The 17,973-nt window shown below is 73.1% G+C and carries 16 protein-coding genes; 10 read left to right on the forward strand and 6 right to left on the reverse strand.

The genetic code is table 11. The features are described 5' to 3' along the window. The first annotated feature begins 12 nt into the window (after window positions 1-12). From IEX99_RS03200 to IEX99_RS03230, 7 genes are all read left to right on the forward strand, one after another. Entirely contained in the window at window positions 13-954 is a 942-nt protein-coding gene (locus tag IEX99_RS03200) for an ABC transporter permease (protein WP_188898421.1), read from the forward strand. Then, entirely contained in the window at window positions 954-1,886 is a 933-nt protein-coding gene (locus tag IEX99_RS03205; RefSeq protein WP_229677779.1) for an ABC transporter permease, read from the forward strand. The genes IEX99_RS03200 and IEX99_RS03205 overlap by 1 nt, the downstream gene beginning before the upstream one ends. Further along, window positions 1,886-2,878: an ABC transporter ATP-binding protein gene (locus tag IEX99_RS03210; protein WP_188898423.1), complete on the forward strand. Its 993-nt coding sequence runs from the start codon at window positions 1,886-1,888 to the stop codon at window positions 2,876-2,878. The genes IEX99_RS03205 and IEX99_RS03210 overlap by 1 nt, the downstream gene beginning before the upstream one ends. Window positions 2,879-2,886: 8 nt before the next feature. After that, window positions 2,887-3,924, forward strand: coding sequence for an ABC transporter ATP-binding protein (locus IEX99_RS03215; RefSeq protein WP_188898426.1), 1,038 nt, complete (start codon window positions 2,887-2,889; stop codon window positions 3,922-3,924). Between the two features lie 176 nt (window positions 3,925-4,100). Further along, window positions 4,101-4,604: a (2Fe-2S)-binding protein gene (locus tag IEX99_RS03220; RefSeq protein WP_188898428.1), complete on the forward strand. Its 504-nt coding sequence runs from the start codon at window positions 4,101-4,103 to the stop codon at window positions 4,602-4,604. A 58-nt stretch (window positions 4,605-4,662) separates the two neighbouring features. After that, window positions 4,663-7,056 (forward strand): xanthine dehydrogenase family protein molybdopterin-binding subunit, encoded by a 2,394-nt coding sequence (locus IEX99_RS03225; RefSeq protein ID WP_188898430.1) that lies wholly within the window; start codon window positions 4,663-4,665, stop codon window positions 7,054-7,056. A gap of 25 nt (window positions 7,057-7,081) precedes the next feature. Then, complete coding sequence (locus IEX99_RS03230; RefSeq protein WP_188898432.1) at window positions 7,082-7,876, forward strand: FAD binding domain-containing protein; 795 nt, start codon at window positions 7,082-7,084, stop codon at window positions 7,874-7,876. Window positions 7,877-7,893: 17 nt separating this feature from the next. Here the strand turns inward: IEX99_RS03230 and IEX99_RS03235 are convergent, their stop codons facing one another. Continuing rightward, window positions 7,894-8,397, reverse strand: coding sequence for a hypothetical protein (locus IEX99_RS03235; protein WP_188898434.1), 504 nt, complete (start codon window positions 8,395-8,397; stop codon window positions 7,894-7,896). Window positions 8,398-9,286: 889 nt separating this feature from the next. On the opposite strand from IEX99_RS03235, the gene IEX99_RS22310 reads away from it, so the two are divergent. Both IEX99_RS22310 and IEX99_RS03245 read left to right on the forward strand, forming a co-directional pair. Continuing rightward, on the forward strand, window positions 9,287-10,276 hold the full coding sequence (locus IEX99_RS22310; RefSeq protein ID WP_229677780.1) for an OmpA family protein: 990 nt from the start codon (window positions 9,287-9,289) through the stop codon (window positions 10,274-10,276). A 126-nt stretch (window positions 10,277-10,402) separates the two neighbouring features. Continuing rightward, window positions 10,403-11,443, forward strand: a complete 1,041-nt coding sequence (locus IEX99_RS03245; protein ID WP_188898436.1) for a hypothetical protein — start codon at window positions 10,403-10,405, stop codon at window positions 11,441-11,443. A 411-nt stretch (window positions 11,444-11,854) separates the two neighbouring features. Here IEX99_RS03245 and IEX99_RS03250 read toward each other — a convergent pair whose 3' ends face one another. From IEX99_RS03250 to IEX99_RS03270, 5 genes are all read right to left on the reverse strand, one after another. Then, window positions 11,855-12,778 carry a fumarylacetoacetate hydrolase family protein gene (locus IEX99_RS03250; protein WP_188898438.1) on the reverse strand — a complete coding sequence of 308 codons (924 nt, stop codon included), beginning with the start codon at window positions 12,776-12,778 and terminating at the stop codon, window positions 11,855-11,857. Window positions 12,779-12,877: 99 nt separating this feature from the next. Continuing rightward, window positions 12,878-13,780, reverse strand: coding sequence for an esterase-like activity of phytase family protein (locus IEX99_RS03255; RefSeq protein ID WP_188898439.1), 903 nt, complete (start codon window positions 13,778-13,780; stop codon window positions 12,878-12,880). A 128-nt stretch (window positions 13,781-13,908) separates the two neighbouring features. Next, window positions 13,909-15,786: a cobaltochelatase subunit CobT gene (gene cobT, locus IEX99_RS03260; protein ID WP_188898441.1), complete on the reverse strand. Its 1,878-nt coding sequence runs from the start codon at window positions 15,784-15,786 to the stop codon at window positions 13,909-13,911. A 7-nt stretch (window positions 15,787-15,793) separates the two neighbouring features. Further along, on the reverse strand, window positions 15,794-16,804 hold the full coding sequence (cobS, locus tag IEX99_RS03265) for a cobaltochelatase subunit CobS (RefSeq protein ID WP_188898443.1): 1,011 nt from the start codon (window positions 16,802-16,804) through the stop codon (window positions 15,794-15,796). A 92-nt stretch (window positions 16,805-16,896) separates the two neighbouring features. Then, on the reverse strand, window positions 16,897-17,562 hold the full coding sequence (locus IEX99_RS03270; RefSeq protein ID WP_188898445.1) for a J domain-containing protein: 666 nt from the start codon (window positions 17,560-17,562) through the stop codon (window positions 16,897-16,899). Window positions 17,563-17,648: 86 nt separating this feature from the next. Between IEX99_RS03270 and IEX99_RS03275 the strand changes: the two genes are divergently transcribed. Continuing rightward, window positions 17,649-17,966 carry a BolA family protein gene (locus IEX99_RS03275; protein ID WP_188898447.1) on the forward strand — a complete coding sequence of 106 codons (318 nt, stop codon included), beginning with the start codon at window positions 17,649-17,651 and terminating at the stop codon, window positions 17,964-17,966. The last annotated feature ends 7 nt before the right edge of the window (window positions 17,967-17,973 follow it).

Here is a 17,973-nt window from a genome sequence, read left to right on the forward strand (position 1 = left end):
TAAGCGCACGCCATGTGGGCCTATGTCGTCCGTCGGGTGCTCGCGACCATCCCCGTGATGGCGGTGGTCGCGCTGTTCGTGTTCTCGCTCCTCTACATCGCCCCGGGCGACCCGGCGGCGGTGATCGCGGGCGACCAGGCCACGCCGGAGGACGTGGAGCGGATCCGCCAGAGCCTCGGCCTCGACCGGCCCTACCTGGTGCGGTTCGGGGCGTGGCTGTGGGACATCCTGCGGGGCGACCTCGGCGTCTCGATCTTCACCAACCTCCCCGTCAGCACGATGATCGCGCAGCGGATCGAGCCGACGCTGTCGCTGATGGTGGTCACGCTGGTCTTCGCCGTCTCGGTCGCGGTGCCGATGGGCGTGGTGGCGGCGTGGAAGCAGGGGACGCTGATCGACCGGGCGGTGATGGGCTTCGCGGTGCTCGGCTTCTCGGTTCCCGTCTTCGTGGTGGCCTATCTGCTGGCCTACATCTTCGCGCTGGAGCTCGACTGGTTCCCGGTGCAGGGCTACACCTCGTTCAGCGAGGGGTTTGGCCCCTGGCTCGAGAACCTGGTGCTGCCCGCGATCGCGCTGGGCAGTGTCTACATCGCCCTGATCGCGCGCATCACCCGCGCGACCATGCTCGAGGTGCTGCAGCAGGACTACATCCGCACGGCGCGGGCCAAGGGCGTGGGCCAGCGCGGCATCCTGTTCCTGCACGCGCTGAAGAACGCGGCGGTGCCGATCGTCACCGTGATCGGCATCGGCATCGCGCTGCTGATCGGCGGCGCGGTGGTGACGGAGAGCGTCTTCGCCATCCCGGGCCTCGGGCGCCTGACGGTGGACGCCATCCTGCGGCGCGACTATCCGGTCATCCAGGGCGTCGTGCTGCTGTTCAGCTTCGTCTATGTGCTGGTCAACCTGGCGATCGACCTGATCTACACCCTGTTCGACCCGAGGATCCGGTACTGATGGCCTCCGCGACCGTCCTCAGCCCCACCGCGCCGGCGCCGCCGCACGAGGTCGTCGCGGCGCCGCCGATGCCGGACATCATGCCGCCGGTGAAGGCGCGGCGCGGCGTGCTCGGCTTCCTCTGGCGCAATCCGACCATCGCCTTCGGCGGCGCGCTGCTCGGCCTCATGGTCTGCATCGCGGTGTTCGCGGACTTCCTCTGGACGGTGGACCCGACGGCGCTGGCGCCGGCGCGGCGGACCCGGGAGCCCTCCGCGGAGTACTGGTTCGGCACCGACATGCTCGGCCGCGACGTCTACTCCCGCGTGATCTACGGGGCGCGCGTCTCGCTGATCGTCGGCTTCGCGGTGGCGATCCTCTCCTCGGCGATCGGCCTCGCGATCGGCCTGGTGTCCGGCTTCATCCGCTGGGCCGACGGGATCATCATGCGGATCATGGACGGGATGATGTCGATCCCGCCGATCCTTCTCGCGATCGCGCTGATGGCGCTGACGCGCGGCTCGGTGCGCAACGTCATCATCGCCATCACCGTTGCGGAGATCCCGCGCGTCTCGCGCCTGGTGCGCGGCGTGGTGCTCAGCCTGCGCGAGCAGCCCTATGTGGAGGCGGCGATGGCGGCGGGCACCCGCACGCCGGTGATCATCTGGCGCCACATCCTCCCCAACACGATCGCACCGATCACCGTCCAGGCGACCTACATCTGCGCCTCGGCGATGATCATCGAGGCGATCCTCTCCTTCATCGGCGCCGGCACGCCCCCCATCGTCCCCTCCTGGGGGAACATCATGGCGGAGGGGCGGGCGCTCTGGCAGGTGAAGCCCTACATCGTCTTCTTCCCGGCCGTGTTCCTCTCGATCACGGTGCTGGCGGTCAACCTCCTCGGCGACGGGCTGCGCGACGCGCTCGACCCGCGCATGGCGAAGCGCATCTGATGGCCCTGCTCGAGATCGAGAACCTCCAGACCCACTTCCGCACCCCGGACGGGATCGTCCGCGCGGTGGACGGCGTCTCCTTCCAGGTCGAGGCCGGTGAGACGCTGGCGGTGGTGGGCGAGTCCGGCTGCGGCAAGTCGGTCACGGCGATGAGCGTGCTGCGCCTGATCCCGGAGCCGCCGGGCAAGATCGCGGGCTCGATCCGCTTCAACGGGCGGGAGCTGCTCGGCCTCTCGGAACGCGAGATGCGCGACATCCGGGGCAACGAGATCAGCATGATCTTCCAGGAGCCGATGACCTCGCTGAACCCCGTTCTCACGGTCGGCTGGCAGATCGGCGAGACGCTCCGCCTGCACCAGGGCCTCGACCGGCGCGCCGCCGAGGCGCGGGCGGTCGAGATGCTGCAGCTCGTCGGCATCCCGGAGGCGGCGCGGCGCGTGCGGGAGTATCCGCACCAGCTCTCGGGCGGCATGCGCCAGCGGGTGATGATCGCGATCGCGCTCGCCTGCAACCCGAAGCTGCTGATCGCCGACGAGCCGACCACCGCGCTCGACGTCACCATCCAGGCGCAGATCCTCGACCTGATGCGCGACCTCAAGCGCCGGGTCGGCGCCGCAATCGTGCTGATCACCCACGACCTCGGCGTGGTGGCGGAGGTCGCGGAGCGCGTGGTGGTGATGTACGCCGGGCGGAAGGTCGAGGAGGCCCCGGTCGGTCCGCTGTTCCGCAACCCGCGCCACCCCTACACCCAGGGGCTGCTCGGCTCGGTGCCGAAGCTCGGCTCCTCGCTCACCGGGACCGCGACGCGGCTGCAGGAGATCCCCGGCCTGGTGCCGAGCCTCAAGCAGCGCATCGAGGGGTGCGTCTTCGCCTCGCGCTGCCCCTACGCCACCGATCTCTGCCGCGAGGTGGCCCCGGCGCTGGAGGCCAAGGCGCCGGGCCACGCCGCCGCCTGCCACTATGCGCCGCGCGAGGGGGCGCTCGCCGCATGAACGCACCGATGACGGCCCGGACGCGCCCGCTGCTCGAGGTGCGCGACCTCAAGAAGCACTTCGCGATCCGCGGCGGCTTCCTCGGCGGCGTCACCGGCCACGTCTACGCGGTGGACGGCGTCTCCTTCCACATCGACAGGGGGGAGACGCTCGCCCTGGTGGGCGAATCGGGCTGCGGCAAGTCCACCGTCGGCAAGGCGATCCTCAAGCTGTTCGAGATCACCGCCGGCGAGGTGGTGCTCGACGGCCGGCGCATCGACAACCTCTCCGCCGGCAGGCTGCGGCCGATGCGCCGGCGCGTGCAGGTGGTGTTCCAGGACCCGTTCTCCTCGCTCAACCCGCGCATGCGGGTGCGCGACATCCTGGCCGAGCCGATCCGCAACTTCGGCCTCGCGAAGTCGCGCGCCGAGCTCGAGGAGCGGGTCGCTTCGCTGATGGACAAGGTGCGCCTGCCGCGCGACGCGGTGGACCGCTGGCCGCACGAATTCTCCGGCGGCCAGCGCCAGCGGATCGGCATCGCCCGCGCGCTCGCCGCCGAGCCGGAGCTGATCATCTGCGACGAGGCGGTGAGCGCGCTCGACGTCTCGGTCAAGGCCCAGATCATCAACCTGCTGCAGGACCTGCAGCAGGAGCTCGGCCTCGCCCTGCTGTTCATCAGCCACGACCTGGCGATCGTCGAGCACATGACGCATCGCGTGGCCGTGATGTACCTCGGCAAGATCGTCGAGGTGGCGCCGAAGCGCGAGCTCTTCGCCGCGCCGAAGCACCCCTACACGGAGGCGCTGCTTTCCGCCGTGCCGGTGCCGATGCCGGGGGCGCAACGGGAGCGGATCATCCTCAAGGGCGACGTGCCGAGCCCGATCAACCCGCCCAAGGGCTGCCGATTCCACACCCGCTGCCCCTACGCCTTCGACCGCTGCCGGGCGGAGGAGCCGCCGCTCCGCCAGACCGAGGCCGGCCATTGGGCGGCCTGCCACCTGCACGACCTGCCGGCCGGCGAGAACCCGCTGGCCGGGGCCAAGGGCGCGTCCGTCCTGGCGGCCTGACCCGGGGCCGCGGGCGGCCCGGCATCCTCGCCTTCGCGGCCCCCCCCGCACGGCGCGCGGTCCCGGCCGCACCGCCGCTTGACGACACGCCATGCGCCACGCGACGCTGCGCCCCCACCACGCGCGGCGCCCACCCCGGGTCGCCGCCCGACGCATTCGCGGGGGAGACGAGCGAGATGCCGCAGGTCACGCTGACGGTGAACGGCAAGAAGCACACGGTCGAGGTCGAGCCGCGCACGCTGCTCGTGGAACTCCTGCGCGAGAAGCTGCGCCTGACCGGCACCCATGTCGGCTGCGACACGAGCCAGTGCGGCGCCTGCGTCGTGCACATCAACGGCGACAGCGTGAAGTCCTGCACCACGCTCGCGGTGATGTGCGAGGGCGCCGAGGTCACCACGATCGAGGGCCTGGCCAGCCCCGACGGCACCCTGCACCCGATGCAGGAGGCGTTCCGCGAGTACCACGCCCTCCAGTGCGGCTTCTGCACGCCGGGCATGGTGATGAGCGCGATCGACCTGGTGCGGAAGAACCCGCAGGGGCTGTCCGAGGAGGAGATCCGCCACGGGCTCGAGGGCAATCTCTGCCGCTGCACGGGCTACCACAACATCGTCAAGGCGATCGCCGCCGCGCAGGAGGTGATGCACGGCCGGCGCAAGGAACTCGCGCGCGCGGCGGAATAGCGGGCGGCGCGCCTGCGGGCGCCCGGCATCCACGCAGCAGCGCATCGGGGAGGAAGAGATGAACGTCGTCACGCCGTTCGAGGGCATCGGCGCCAGCGTGCGCCGTAAGGAGGACCTCCGGTTCCTTTCCGGCCGCGGGCAGTACACCGACGACCTGAACCGGCAGGGCCAGACCTGGGCGCACATCCTGCGCAGCCCGCACCCGCACGCCCGCATCCGCGGCATCGACACCAGGGCCGCCTCCGCGATGCCGGGCGTGCTGGCGGTGTTCACCGGCAAGGACATGGCCGAGGCCGGCGTCGGCGGGCTGCCCTGCGGCTGGCTGATCCACAACAAGGACGGCTCGCCGATGGCCGAGCCGCCGCACCCGGTCCTCGCCGTGGACAAGGTGCGCCACGTCGGCGACCCGGTCGCCGTGGTGGTGGCCGAGACGCGCGCGCAGGCGCGCGACGCCGCCGAGGCGATCGCCGTGGACTACGAGGTGCTGCCGGCCGCGGCGACCATGGCGCAGGCCCTCGCGCCCGGCGCGCCGCAGTTGCACGAGGGCGCGCCCGGCAACCTCTGCTACGACTGGCACATCGGCGACAAGGCGGTGGTGGACGCGGCCTTCGCCAGGGCGCACAAGGTCGCGACGCTGGAGCTGGTCAACAACCGCCTCGTCCCCAACGCGATGGAGCCGCGCGCCGCGATCGGCGAGTACGACCGCGGCACCGGCGACTACACGCTCTGGACCACGAGCCAGAACCCGCACGTGATCCGCCTGCTGATGGGCGCCAACGTGCTGCACATCCCGGAGAGCCGGCTGCGCGTCATCGCGCCGGACGTCGGCGGCGGCTTCGGCTCCAAGATCTACCACTACGCCGAGGAGGCGATCGTCACCTGGGCCTCCGGCCGGGTGGAGCGGCCGGTGAAGTGGACGGCCGACCGCGTCGAATCCTTCATGTCCGACGCGCACGGGCGCGACCACGTGACCAAGGCCGAGCTGGCGCTGGACCAGGACGGGAAGATCCTCGCGCTCCGCGTCTCCACCCTCGCCAACATGGGCGCCTACCTCTCCACCTTCGCGCCCTGCATCCCGACCTATCTCTACGCCACGCTGCTCGCCGGCGTGTACACGACGCCCGCGATCTACTGCGAGGTGAAGGCCGTCTTCACCAACACGGTCCCGGTGGACGCCTATCGCGGCGCCGGCCGGCCGGAGGCGACCTACCTGCTCGAGCGGCTGATGGACGTGGCGGCGGCGGAGACCGGCATAGACCGGATCGAGCTGCGCCGGCGCAACTTCATCAGGCCGGACCAGTTCCCCTACCAGACGCCGGTGGCGCTGCAGTACGACAGCGGCAACTACCACGCCACGCTCGACCAGGCGCTGCAGGCCGCCGACTGGGCCGGGTTCGAGGCGCGCCGGGCGGAGGCGAAGCGGCGCGGCAGGCTGCGCGGCATCGGCGTCTCCACCTACATCGAGGCCTGCGGCATCGCGCCCTCGGCGGTGGTGGGCAGCCTCGGCGCGCGCGCCGGCCTCTACGAGGTCGGCACCATCCGCGTCCATCCCACCGGCAGCGTCACCGTGCTCACCGGCGCGCACAGCCACGGCCAGGGGCACGAGACCACCTTCGCCCAGCTCGTCGCCGACAAGCTCGGCGTGCCGGTGGCGCAGGTGGAGGTGGTGCACGGCGACACCGGCAAGGTGCCCTTCGGCATGGGCACCTACGGCTCGCGCTCGCTCGCCGTCGGCGGCAGCGCGATGATGAAGGCGATGGACAAGATCATCGCCAAGGGCAAGCGCATCGCCGCCCACCTGATGGAGGCCTCGGTCGAGGACATCGAGTTCGAGCGCGGCGAGTTCCGCGTCGCCGGCACGGACAAGAAGAAGACGCTCACCGAGATCAGCGTCGCCGCCTACGTGCCGCACAACTACCCGATCGAGGAGCTGGAGCCGGGCCTGGAGGAGACCGCCTTCTACGACCCGAAGAACTTCACCTTCCCCGCCGGCTGCCACGTCGCCGAGGTCGAGATCGACCCGGAGACCGGCCGGACGCAGGTGGTGAACTTCACCGCGGTGGACGACGTCGGGCGCGTGATCAACCCGATGATCGTCGAGGGCCAGGTGCAGGGCGGCGTCGCCCAGGGCATCGGCCAGGCGCTGCTCGAGCGCTGCGTCTACGACGAGAACGGGCAGCTCCTCAGCGGCTCGATGATGGACTACACCATGCCGCGGGCGGACGACCTGCCGCCCGTCGGCGTCGCGACCCACACCACGCTCTGCACCCACAACCCGCTCGGCGTGAAGGGCTGCGGCGAGGTGGGGGCGATCGGCTCGCCGCCGGCGGTGATCAACGCCGTGGTGGACGCGCTGAAGGAGTACGGCGTGCGGCATGTCGAGATGCCGGCCACGCCCGAGAGGATCTGGCAGATCATCAACGCCAACCGGCCCCGCATGGCGGCCGAGTAGGAACCAGGGGACGGAGAGCAGGACCATGTACGAGTTCGCCTACCACAAGCCGTCCAGCGTCGCGGACGCGGTGAAGCTCCTCTCCGCCGACCCCGAGGCGCGGCCCGTCGCCGGGGGCCACACGCTGCTGCCGGCGCTCAAGCACCGCCTCGCCCGCCCGACCGCGCTCGTGGACCTCAGCGGCATCGCCGAGCTGCGCGGCATCCGGCGCGAGGGCGACAAGGTCGTGGTCGGCGCGCTGGCGCGCCATGCCGAGGTCGCGAGCAGCGACGTCGTGAAGGGCGCGATCCCGGCGCTCGCGCGGCTCGCCGGCACCATCGGCGACGTCCAGGTGCGCAACCGCGGCACGATCGGCGGCAGCGTCGCGAACAACGACCCGGCGGCGGACTACCCGGCGGCGGTGCTCGGCCTCGGCGCCACCGTCGTCACCGACCGGCGGCGGATCGCGGCCGACGACTTCTTCACCGGCATGTTCACGACGGCGCTCGAACCGGGCGAGATCCTGGTCGCGATCGAGTTCCCGGTCCCCGAGAAGGCCGGCTACGCGAAGATGAAGAACCCGGCGAGCCGCTACGTGATGACCGGCGCCTTCGTCTCCAGGGGGCCGCAGGGCGTGCGCGTCGCGATCAACGGCGCCGGTCCCTGCGTGTTCCGCCAGGCGGAGATGGAGAAGGCGCTCGCCGCTAACTGGTCGCCCGACGCGGTGGCGAACATCCGGCAGTCGCCCGACGGGCTGAACAGCGACATCCACGGCAGCGCCGAGTATCGCGCGCACCTGGTCACCGTGATGGCGAAGCGCGCGGTGGCGGACGCCGGGTAGCGGCCCCCCCGGTCGGCTCAGCGGATCTGCGGCTGCGGCTCCGATTGGGACGACGCGCCCGACTGCGCCTGCGCGGGCGCGCTGTCCTCCATCGTGACGCCGTTCCCGAGCGCGTTGGCCCACTCCCGGGCGGCGCGGCGGAGGTCGTTGTCGCAGGTCGGGCGGAAGGCGGCGATGATGCGCGTCGCCGCCTCGTGCCAGGCGGCATACCAGACGGCGATCCGCACCAGGTCCTGGGGAGAGCGCCCGGCAATGATGCGATGATAGCCCATCAGCAGGGCGAAATGCGTGTCCCAGCCCATGCCGCAGTGCTGCAGCAGCCCGTTCAGCACGGCGAAGCGCCTGACGCGCAGGGCCTCCACCCGCCCGATGGACGTGTCGAGCGGCGTGCGGAGGATCTCCCGCGCGTCCGCGGCGCTCGGCCGTGGCAGCGGTTGCGCGGCCGCATCAGCCGGCGCGGCGAGGATCCACGCGAGCAGCAGGAGCGTGCGTGGAAGGCGCGGGGCGGCTCGGCGGCGCATTTCGCATACGGTTATGCGCTCGGAATGACCCTGCCGCAATCGGAAGCGCCTGCGAAACCCGGCGGAGCCCCTCTCACAGGCTGGCGAGAACCGCAATCACCCCTCCGATGCCGCGCCCGCCCTGCGCGCCGCCGAATCGCCGGGGCGGCGCCTGGCACGCGTCGCGGGCTTGGGGGCGCTCGCTCGGTCGCGACCTCGCGGATCCGCCCAGCATTTCGTCAATATTTCACCAAAAGATTGAACGTGTCACTCCGATAATCAGCGTCCGATCCCGGCTGCGCCGTGCCCCCGGCCTCCTGGACCCGCGCCGGGGGCCTCGCGCGGCCTGTGACGAGGCGCAGCCGGCGGCGGGTCCGTCCCTCGGCCGCGACCGCCGGCCAACAGTCCCCGACCAGGCGCGGCGCACCCGCCCGACCCGGCAGGCCCTGCGGTTGAGACCGGGCAGCCGACGCGGGTTCACGCAGCGCCCATCCCGGCCCGTCTGGCCGGTCAGCCTGGGCCGGGTGAGGCCAAGCCCCGGCATCCCCTCGCGCCGCCGCCGATGACGCAATGGGCGCTTGGTATGGCGTCCGAGAAGCTCCGGGGCTCGGATCCGGGAGTCGCCGATTCGGCCCGGCACGTGAAGTGGCAGGGTTCGCGACCAGGTCGAGGCCGAGCTCGCGCACCGGCGCGAAGTTCCGCGCGCCAGCGCCGATGGGAGCCGCATGCGGCGAGCTGGTCGCGTCGCGGCCTGCCGCCCTTGATCTCGGGGTGTCGTCCCCGATGCCGGTGGCGAAGAGGAAGGCCGGGCGGCGACGCGGGCCGGAAGGGGCGGCCGGCCGGGGCGACGAGGCGGTTCGGGTCGAGCAAGTCGCGCAGGCGGTGCGATCCTGTCTCGAAAGCTTTCTGCATGCGGTTCCTGTATGCGAAATTGTCCGTCCGCTCCCTCAAAAGTGATCCGCTCGCCGCACGGCGCGAAGCCGGCGTGAAACAATCCGAAGCCGAAACCTCGGCGCCGCGCGCTAGGATGCGGCGCCGGACCGGTCCGGCCGCCGGCGCGACGAACGGCGCATCGGCACCGGATGCCGTCCGGCCTGGCGTGACGCGCGCCGCCGTTCCGATCGCGTTTCCGGCCCGCTGCGCAGGTATGATACGTTCTCGCGTCTCTTCCCGGCCCAGGAGTTCCGCCATGCCCCGAAGCCTCGTCGTCGCCGGCGCCGCCGCGGCAGGCCTGTTCCTCGGCACCGCGACGTTCGGCACCATGATGTTGCTGTGGGCGGCGCCGGCTCGGGCCCAGTCCGATCCGGCCGCGCTGCAGCTGATCGAGCGGCTGCGCCCGCCCGACGGCGCGCCGCAGACCCGCGGCATCCGGGTCCCGGGCGCGCCGGCGGCCACGCCTCAGGACGCCGCACCGGCGGCGGCGCCGGCTGTCGGCGCGCCTTCCGCGTCGCCGGCCGGGCGGAAGGACGAGCCGGCGGGCGCGCCGGTGATCGCCGCTCCGGCGCGCCCGTCCGCGCCACAGTGGGCCGACACCACCGCGCCGGCCGGTGTCCCGGCCGTCTCCATCACCGTCACCTTCGCGACCGGCTCGGCGAGACTGACCCCCGCGGCGGAGGCTGCGCTCGCCCCGTTGGGCCGCGCCCTCAACTCGCCCGACCTGGCGCCCTATCGCTTCCGCATCGAGGGGCATACCGACACGGTCGGCAGCCCCGCCATGAACCAGGCGCTTTCCGAGCGCCGCGCCAACGCGGTGCGCGACTACCTGATCCAGCGCTTCAACGTGGATCCGGCGCGGCTGGAGGCGGTGGGCCTCGGCCAGACCCAGCTCCTCGTCCCCACCGGCGACAACGTGCCGGAGGCGCGGAACCGCCGCGTTCAGGTGCTGAACCTCGGCAGCTGACCGGCCTGCCGGGCGGCAGGGGCGCGGGCGGGGCGCGAGGGGATGGCTACGGATCCGGACGCGACCGTGCGGCTGAACGGCGCGGCGGCGTCCGGGCCGAACGCTAGGCGGCCGCGGTCCCCGCTGGTGACGCCGGCTCCCGCCGGGGCCAGGGGCGGCCTGCCCGGCGCGGGCGAGGCGCGTGGCGGCATGGCGCGGCTCGTCGCCGCGGCAGCGGCGGCGGGCCTGGCGGTCGGTGCGGCCGCCCTGTGGTTCGGATGGCGAGATCCGGCGCCGGCGGTCTCGCCGACCGAGGCGCCGGCCCGGGCCCAGGGGACGCCGCTTCCGGCGCCGCCGGAAGCCGGGGCGCCGCCGGCCCTGCCGCGCATCGCCGTCCTGTCCCCGCCGCCGTTGCCTGTCCCGGCCGACCCGACGGCCGAACCGCGCCCGCCACTGCTGGACGAGGCAGCGATCCTCGCCCATCGCGCGGTGGCGCCGACCCTCTTGCAGCTCGCCTCGAACCCGCGCGTCTTCGTGCTCGACTTTCCGGACCTCGCCAGCCAGGGCGCCGCGCTCAACCGCGTCGCCGCGCTGATCGAGAAGGCCGGGCTGCCCCGCGACCGGCTGCTGACCGACGTCGAGCTCGTCGCCGCCATCGCGCGCAGCCGCGAAACGCCGGAGACCTGGTACTACGGCCACGACTACCGCGGTACCGACCTGGCGCGCTTCTTCGCCCTGGCCGAGCGCGACGGCATCGCGCTCAACCCTCTCGAGGCATGGGTCCGGGCGCAGCTCGCGCGGGCCCTGCGGTTCGCGCCGGAGGGCGGGGAGATCGCGCTGATCTCCGTCGCCGCGCCCGGGCCGCGGCTGACCGAGGCGATGCGCGCCGCGATCCTGCGCCATGAGATCGGCCATGGCCACTACTTCACCCTTCCGGCCTATGCGGCCCATGTGCGCCGCGTCTGGCGCGAGGCCTTCACCGAGGCCGAACGCGCCGCCTTCCGCCGCTTCCTCGGCGCCGAGGGCTACGACACCTCGGACGAGGACCTGATGATGAACGAGGCGCAGGCCTACCTGATCCACACGCCGGACCCGCAGTTCTTCAGCGCCGCGCATCTCGGCCTGCCGGACGCCCAGGTCGAGCGCATGCGGGAGCTGATGCGGGCCGGGGCGCCGCTGCCGCGCTAACGGCCTGTCGGATTCCCGAGCGGCCTGAAATCGGTGATGTTGCGTGGCATGGCGCGGCTCAGGCCGCGACCGGGCCTTCCTGCTGTCCCCGGACGCGGGGGCTGGCCGCCGGCGGAGGGCGTGGCGCATTGCGTGGTGGCGACGGTGGGGCGGGTACCGGCCGGCGCCGTCGCGGTGGGGCGATCCCCGGCGGCAAGGCGCAGGACCGCCCGCGGCGGCCGCTGGCGCTGCCGATCTCCCGCCGCGCCAGCGGCATCTTCTCCTCGCGCCGGATCGAGCGGGCGACGCGCCGCGACCTCGGCATGCGCTGCGGGGCGGCAAACCCGCTCCCCGACCACGACACGCTTGCCGCCTTCCGCCACACCCGGCCGCGCCGGCGGCCCGCGTGAGCCGCCCGACGCCGGGTGCCGTTCAGGCCGCGGCGCCGGCGATGCTGTTGCGCAGGCGACCGATGCCCTCGATCTCCAGCTCCATCACGTCGCCGGGCTTGAGGGTCTGCGGCGGCTGCATCGCGTAGCCCACGCCCTCCGGCGTGCCGGTCAGGATCACGTCGCCCGGCCTCAGGGTGAAGCCGGCGGAGAGCTGGTGGATGATCTCCTTCACGTCGAAGATCATCTTGCTCGTCCGGCTGTCCTGCCGCTTCTCGCCATTGATCCAGAGCCGGATGCCGAGATCGGAGGCGTCGAGGTCCGCCGCCGCCACGATGCAGGGGCCGAGCGGACAGGAGCGGTCGAGCGACTTGCCCTTGAACCACTGGCCGTGCCGCCGCTGCAGGTCGCGGCCCGTCACGTCGTTGCCGATCGTGTAGCCGAAGACGTGCTCGAGCGCGCGCTCCTTCGGGATGTCGCTGCCTTCCCTGCCGATCACGACGGCCAGCTCGACCTCGTAGTCGAGCCACTTCGTCGCTTCCGCGTGCGCCGGCACCGTCTCCTCCGGGCCGATCACGCACTCCGGGGCCTTGGTGAAGAACTGCGGGTACTTGGGGAGCTCGCTCTGGGTGATGCCGCGGGTGCGGTCGCCCTCCGCGACGTGCTCCATGTAGTTGCGCCCGACGCAGAACACGTTGCGCCGCGGGCGCGGGATCGGCGCCTTGAGCGTCACCGCCGCGCGGTCGAGCAGGAAGGCCGCCGGCGCGTCGACGAGCAGCGCCTTCGCGGCGGCGAGGGCCGGCGGTCCGGCCTCGATCAGCGCCAGCATGTCCTGCGCGCAGGAGGCGTGGACGCCGCCGGCCCAGGCGGCGGCCAGGTCGAGGACCTTGTCCTCCCCGATCAGGGCGCCGACGCGCGCGCCCTTCCGGTCGGCGAAGGTGATCAGCTTGAGCGCAGCGGCGGCCATGGCGGTTCCCCCGAGGATGCGGTGTGGTCGGTCGGGCATCGGCGCGAGCAGAGCAGCGCGGACCCGCGCGCCTTGCAAGACCCTCGGCGCGGGAGGGCGTCACTCGCCGTCCAGCTCGAACAGCAGCAGCAGCGTCCGCTGCAGCGGGTTCTCGTTGTCGTCGCTGACGAGGGCGACGAGGGTCCGGCCGCCGACCCGCGCCGTCGCCACCCCTTCCCAATTGTCGGCGGGCCAGGGCGGTTCGAGGCGGAGCAGCGTCTCGCCCTCCAGGACATGGCCCGGGCCCGTCGCGGCCAGCGCGCCCGGGGGGATGCGCGCGAGGCGCCCGCGGAAGCCGCCGAACAGCGAGAAGCTGCGCTCCAGCACCAGCGCCCCGCCATCGGGCAGGGGGGCGGCGTCGGAGGGATCGAGCTCCGGTGCCCCGGGACGGTAGCCGATCGGCACCCACCGGCCCGGGCCGCCGATCCAGGCGTGACGCAGCCCGGGCGATCCCGCGGGGACGAAGCGCTCGGCGACGGCGAGCCAGCGCCCGTCCGCCAGCACCGCCAGCGCCTCCAGCCCGCCGTTGAGCGGCGCGCGTTCCAGGCCGGGCGGCGCCGCGACGTAGGCGGCCGGCCCGTCGAGTCGCCGATAGGCGCGGATCCGGTGCCAGCGCTCGAAGGCGACGAGCCAGGTGCCGTCCGGAAGCCGGGCGAGCGCCTCCGCATCCGCGGCGTAGCCGCGCGGCAGGGGAGCGCCCCGGCCGTCGCGCAGCCTGCCGGTGCGGAGCCCGGCGAGGTCTGCGGGCGCGCCGTCGCTCTCCCGCAGCACCAGCCGCGCGGTGAGGAAGCCGCCGAGGTCGCTGACTGCGGTGAGCCGCAGCGCCTCGTCCAGGTGCAGGCCCGAGAGCCCGCCGAACCCGATCGCCGCGGTGTCGAGCCCGAGACCGCCGAGCGGGCGCAGCGTCGCGCCGGCGGCGTCCCTTCGCGGCGCGGCATCCGGCAGCGCGAATGGCGTGGCCACGCGCCGCCCCGCGCGCGGCGCCTCGGCCGCGCCGGCGGACGGGAGGGCGAGGGCGGCGGCGAGGGAGAGGCAGAAGGTCCGCCGGCCGGGACCGGAAGGCGGCCGGCCGCCGCCCCGACCGCGCGGCGTCAGGCGACCAGCGGCGCGCGTTCGGCCGCGGCGCGGTGCCAGGCCTCCGCCGCGTCCTCGTCGAACAGCTCGGCGAGCTTCTTCATCATCGTCCCGCCGAGCTCCTCGGCGTCCACGATGGTGACGGCGCGGCGGTAGTAGCGGGTCACGTCGTGGCCGATGCCGATGGCGATCAGCTCGACCTGGCCGCGGCTCTCGATGTCGTGGATCACCTTGCGCAGGTGCCGCTCGAGGTAGTTGCCCGGGTTGACGCTGAGCGTCGAATCGTCCACCGGCGCGCCGTCGGAGATCACCATCAGGATGCGCCGGTGCTCCGGCCGGACGAGCAGGCGGCGGTAGGCCCACTCCAGCGCCTCGCCGTCGATGTTCTCCTTGAGCAGCCCCTCGCGCAGCATCAGGCCGAGGTTCCTGCGGGCGCGGCGCCAGGGCGCGTCGGCCGCCTTGTAGACGACGTGGCGCAGGTCGTTCAGCCGCCCCGGATTGCGCGGCTTGCCGTCGTGGACCCACTTCTCGCGGCTCTGCCCGCCCTTCCAGGCGCGGGTGGTGAAGCCGAGGATCTCCACCTTCACCCCGCAGCGCTCCAGCGTGCGCGCGAGGATGTCGGAGCACATCGCCGCCACCGTGATCGGCCGGCCGCGCATGGAGCCCGAATTGTCGATCAGCAGGGTCACGACGGTGTCGCGGAAGTCGGCCTCCCGCTCGCGCTTGTAGGAGAGCGAGTGGAGCGGGTTCGCCACCACCCGGGCGAGCCGCGCGACGTCGAGCAGCCCCTCCTCCAGGTCGAACTCCCAGGCCCGCTGCTGCTGCGCCAGCAGCCGGCGCTGCAGGCGGTTGGCGAGCTTCGAGACCACGCCCTGGAGGTGCGAGAGCTGCTGGTCGAGCTGCTGGCGCAGCCGGGCGAGCTCCTCCGGGTCGCAGAGGTCGTCGGCGGCGACCTCCTCGTCGAACTGGTGGGTGTAGGCGCGGTAGAGGGTGGAATCGTCCACCTGCGGCACCTCGCGGCGCTGCTGCGGGCCGCCGGGGCGCTCGTCGCCGTCGGCGGCGGCGCCCTCCTCCTCGCCCTCCTGCGCCTCGTCCTCGGCCGCCTCGCCCTGCATTGCCTCGGGCTGGGCGCCGAGCATCTGCTCGCTGTCCTGGGCGCGGCTCTCGCCCTCGGCGGACTGGTCCTGCTGGGGGGAGGACTCGTCGCCCTCCTCGCCCTCCTCCTGCTCCTCCGCCTCGGCCTCCACCTCGGCCTCCGCGAGATCGAGCGCGGCGAGCAGCCTGCGGGCGGCGCGCGCGTAGCGCTCCTGGTCGTCCTGGCTGCGCGCCATGTCCTCGAGCGCCGCCTCGGCCTCCTCGCCGAGCGTGTCGCGCCAGAGGTCGAGCACGCGGTGCGCCGATTCGGGCGCCGGCTCGCCGGAGAGCCGCTCGCGCGCGAGCAGGGCCAGCGCCGCGGGCAGCGGGAGCTGGTCCTTGCGCGTCATGCGGTCGTAGCCCTCGGCCTCGCACTCCTCGGCGAGGCGGGCGCGGAGGTTGGCGGCGACGCCGGCCATGTGCCGCGCGCCGACGGTCTCGACGCGCACCTGCTCGAGCGCGTCGAAGACCTCCCGGGCCTCGCGGCGCTGGGGGGTGCGGGTGGCGTGCAGCGCCTCGTCGTGGTGGCGCAGGCGGAGCGCGGCGGCGTCGGCGGCGCCGCGGAGCTTGGCGACCTCGGCGGGCGGCAGGGCGCGCGTCGGCAGGGGCAGGCGCACGCGCTTGCCGGCGACGCCGGCGGGGCCCGGCTGGAAGGCCACCTGCACGTCCGGGCCGGCATGCGCGATGGCGCGCAGCACGCCGGCGGTGGCGCGCTTGAACTCCTCCTGGCGGGTGAGCTGTTCCTTGGCCGAGCCGCTCATGGCGTGGCTAGCCCGCCTTGCGCAGCAGCGACCCCGTGGGCAGCTCCTCGTTGAAGCAGCGCTGGTAGTACTCCGCCACGGTCTGCCGCTCCGCCTCGTCGCACTTGTTGAGGAAGGTGAGGCGGAAGGCGAATCCGACGTCGCCGAAGATGCGCGCGTTCTCCGCCCAGGTGATCACGGTGCGGGGCGACATCACCGTGCTGATGTCCCCGGCGATGAATCCCGCCCGCGTCAGGTCGGCGAGCGCCACCATCGCCTCGATCCGCTTGCGCTGCTTCGCGTCGCCCGGCTCGATGCCGAGCTTCGCCATCACGATGTCCACCTCCTGCTTGTGCGGCAGGTAGTTGAGCGTGGCGACGATGTTCCAGCGGTCCATCTGGCCCTGGTTGATCTGCTGCGTGCCGTGGTAGAGGCCCGTGGTGTCGCCGAGGCCCACCGTGTTCGCGGTGGAGAACAGCCGGAAGGCCGGGTGCGGCCGGATCACGCGGTTCTGGTCGAGCAGCGTCAGCTTGCCCTCGACCTCCAGCACGCGCTGGATGACGAACATCACGTCCGGGCGGCCGGCGTCGTACTCGTCGAACACCAGCGCGCAGGGGTGCTGCAGCGCCCAGGGCAGGATGCCCTCGCGGAACTCCGTGACCTGCTTGCCTTCCTTGAGGACGATCGCGTCCTTGCCGATCAGGTCTATGCGCGAGATGTGGCTGTCGAGGTTGACCCGGATGCAGGGCCAGTTCAGCCGCGCCGCCACCTGCTCGATGTGGGTGGACTTGCCGGTGCCGTGGTAGCCCTGGATCATCACGCGCCGGTTGAAGGCGAAGCCGGCGAGGATGGCGAGGGTGGTCTCGCGGTCGAAGCGGTAGGCGTCGTCAATGTCGGGCACGTGCTCGGTGCGGGTGGAGAAGGCCGGCACCTCCATGTCCGTGTCGAGGCCGAACACCTCGCGTGCCTTCACCCGGAGGTCCGGCAAGTCGATTGCCGAGGTCGGGCGGACATCGGCGAGGGCGGTGACCTTGTTCATCGTGCGTCCGTCGGGTCCTGCTGCTGTCTATTTGAGTCTAGGGCGGGACGGCCATGTCGGCTAGCCGCCCGTGTCGCGCGCGCCGGCCCGCGCTAGGCGGCGGGGGCGCCCTGGGCGGCGGACGGCCGGGCCGCGGCGCTGCCGGGGGCGGTCCCCGCGGCGGCGCCCTGCACCGGGCGCGGGGCGATGCGGGTGCGCAACAGGCTGTAGGCGCGGTTGATGTCCTTCAGCCGCTCCTCGGCCTCGCGGTCGCCGCCGTTCGAGTCCGGATGGTAGCGCTTGGCCAGCTCCTTGTACCGCGCCCGGAGCTCGTCCGCCGCGAGCGGCCAGCCGAGGTTGAGAACGCCGAGCGCGGCGCGCAGTTCGGGCGGCGCCTCCTCGGTCCGCCGGCTCCGCGGCGCGGGCTTCGCCCTGCCTCCGAGCACGCCGAGCGGATCGCGCAGGAACTCCGCCGGATCCAGCGCGGAGCGGCCGAGCCGGCCAAGCGGCCAGGTCGGGCGCTGCCAGCCGGCGTCCTCGCGCAGGTGGCGCTCGATGTCCTCCGGGCTCATGCCGCGGAAATAGTCCCAAGCCGCATTGTACTCCCGCACGTGCGGGAGGCAGAACCAGTAGTAATCGCGGAGCCGGCTGCGGTCGCGCGGCGCCCGGTACTCACCGGCCGCCGCGCAGCCCGGCGCGTCGCACGCGCGCGCGGCGGCGGGCGGTTCGGGATGGGACAGCGTGATGCGGGGGCGCTGCGGCGCGCCACGGCGGGCCATTGCTGCGTTATGGGCGTGCTCGGGCCGATCCGCAAGCCGGACAGACCCCTTGCAAACGCGCGGCGCGGGCCGGAATTGCGCATGCCATGAGCACGCCGCCCCGCCCCTCGCGCGCCGATCGCATCCGCGCCGCGCTTGCCGCCGCCTTTCCGGGCGCCGAGATCGCCATCGTGGACGACAGCGGCCGGCACATCGGCCATGCCGGCGCGCGGCCGGAGGGCGAGACGCACTACTCGGTGCGGATCGTCGCGCCGGGCTTCGCCGGCCTCTCGCGCGTCGAGCGCAGCCGCCGCGTCCACGCCGCACTCGGGGCGGAGTTCGGGACCGGCCTGCACGCCCTGTCGCTGCACCTGCTGACGCCGGAGGAGGCGGTGGGCCGAGGGGGCCGAGGCATCGGGCCGTAGAACTCCG

Origin of the sequence: Caldovatus sediminis, from assembly GCF_014644455.1 — a bacterium.
Classification (GTDB): Bacteria; Pseudomonadota; Alphaproteobacteria; order Acetobacterales; family Acetobacteraceae; genus Caldovatus; species Caldovatus sediminis.

What these genes read in the sequence shown, in the direction of transcription:
- IEX99_RS03200 (WP_188898421.1), top strand. Translation starts at nt 13, where the DNA reads ATGTGGGCCTATGTCGTCCGTCGGGTGCTCGCGACCATCCCCGTGATG.
- IEX99_RS03205 (WP_229677779.1), top strand. Translation starts at nt 954, where the DNA reads ATGGCCTCCGCGACCGTCCTCAGCCCCACCGCGCCGGCGCCGCCGCAC.
- IEX99_RS03210 (WP_188898423.1), top strand. Translation starts at nt 1,886, where the DNA reads ATGGCCCTGCTCGAGATCGAGAACCTCCAGACCCACTTCCGCACCCCG.
- IEX99_RS03215 (WP_188898426.1), top strand. Translation starts at nt 2,887, where the DNA reads ATGACGGCCCGGACGCGCCCGCTGCTCGAGGTGCGCGACCTCAAGAAG.
- IEX99_RS03220 (WP_188898428.1), top strand. Translation starts at nt 4,101, where the DNA reads ATGCCGCAGGTCACGCTGACGGTGAACGGCAAGAAGCACACGGTCGAG.
- IEX99_RS03225 (WP_188898430.1), top strand. Translation starts at nt 4,663, where the DNA reads ATGAACGTCGTCACGCCGTTCGAGGGCATCGGCGCCAGCGTGCGCCGT.
- IEX99_RS03230 (WP_188898432.1), top strand. Translation starts at nt 7,082, where the DNA reads ATGTACGAGTTCGCCTACCACAAGCCGTCCAGCGTCGCGGACGCGGTG.
- IEX99_RS03235 (WP_188898434.1), bottom strand. Translation starts at nt 8,397, where the DNA reads ATGCGCCGCCGAGCCGCCCCGCGCCTTCCACGCACGCTCCTGCTGCTC.
- IEX99_RS22310 (WP_229677780.1), top strand. Translation starts at nt 9,287, where the DNA reads ATGCGGTTCCTGTATGCGAAATTGTCCGTCCGCTCCCTCAAAAGTGAT.
- IEX99_RS03250 (WP_188898438.1), bottom strand. Translation starts at nt 12,778, where the DNA reads ATGGCCGCCGCTGCGCTCAAGCTGATCACCTTCGCCGACCGGAAGGGC.
- cobT (WP_188898441.1), bottom strand. Translation starts at nt 15,786, where the DNA reads ATGAGCGGCTCGGCCAAGGAACAGCTCACCCGCCAGGAGGAGTTCAAG.
- cobS (WP_188898443.1), bottom strand. Translation starts at nt 16,804, where the DNA reads ATGAACAAGGTCACCGCCCTCGCCGATGTCCGCCCGACCTCGGCAATC.
- IEX99_RS03270 (WP_188898445.1), bottom strand. Translation starts at nt 17,562, where the DNA reads ATGGCCCGCCGTGGCGCGCCGCAGCGCCCCCGCATCACGCTGTCCCAT.
- IEX99_RS03275 (WP_188898447.1), top strand. Translation starts at nt 17,649, where the DNA reads ATGAGCACGCCGCCCCGCCCCTCGCGCGCCGATCGCATCCGCGCCGCG.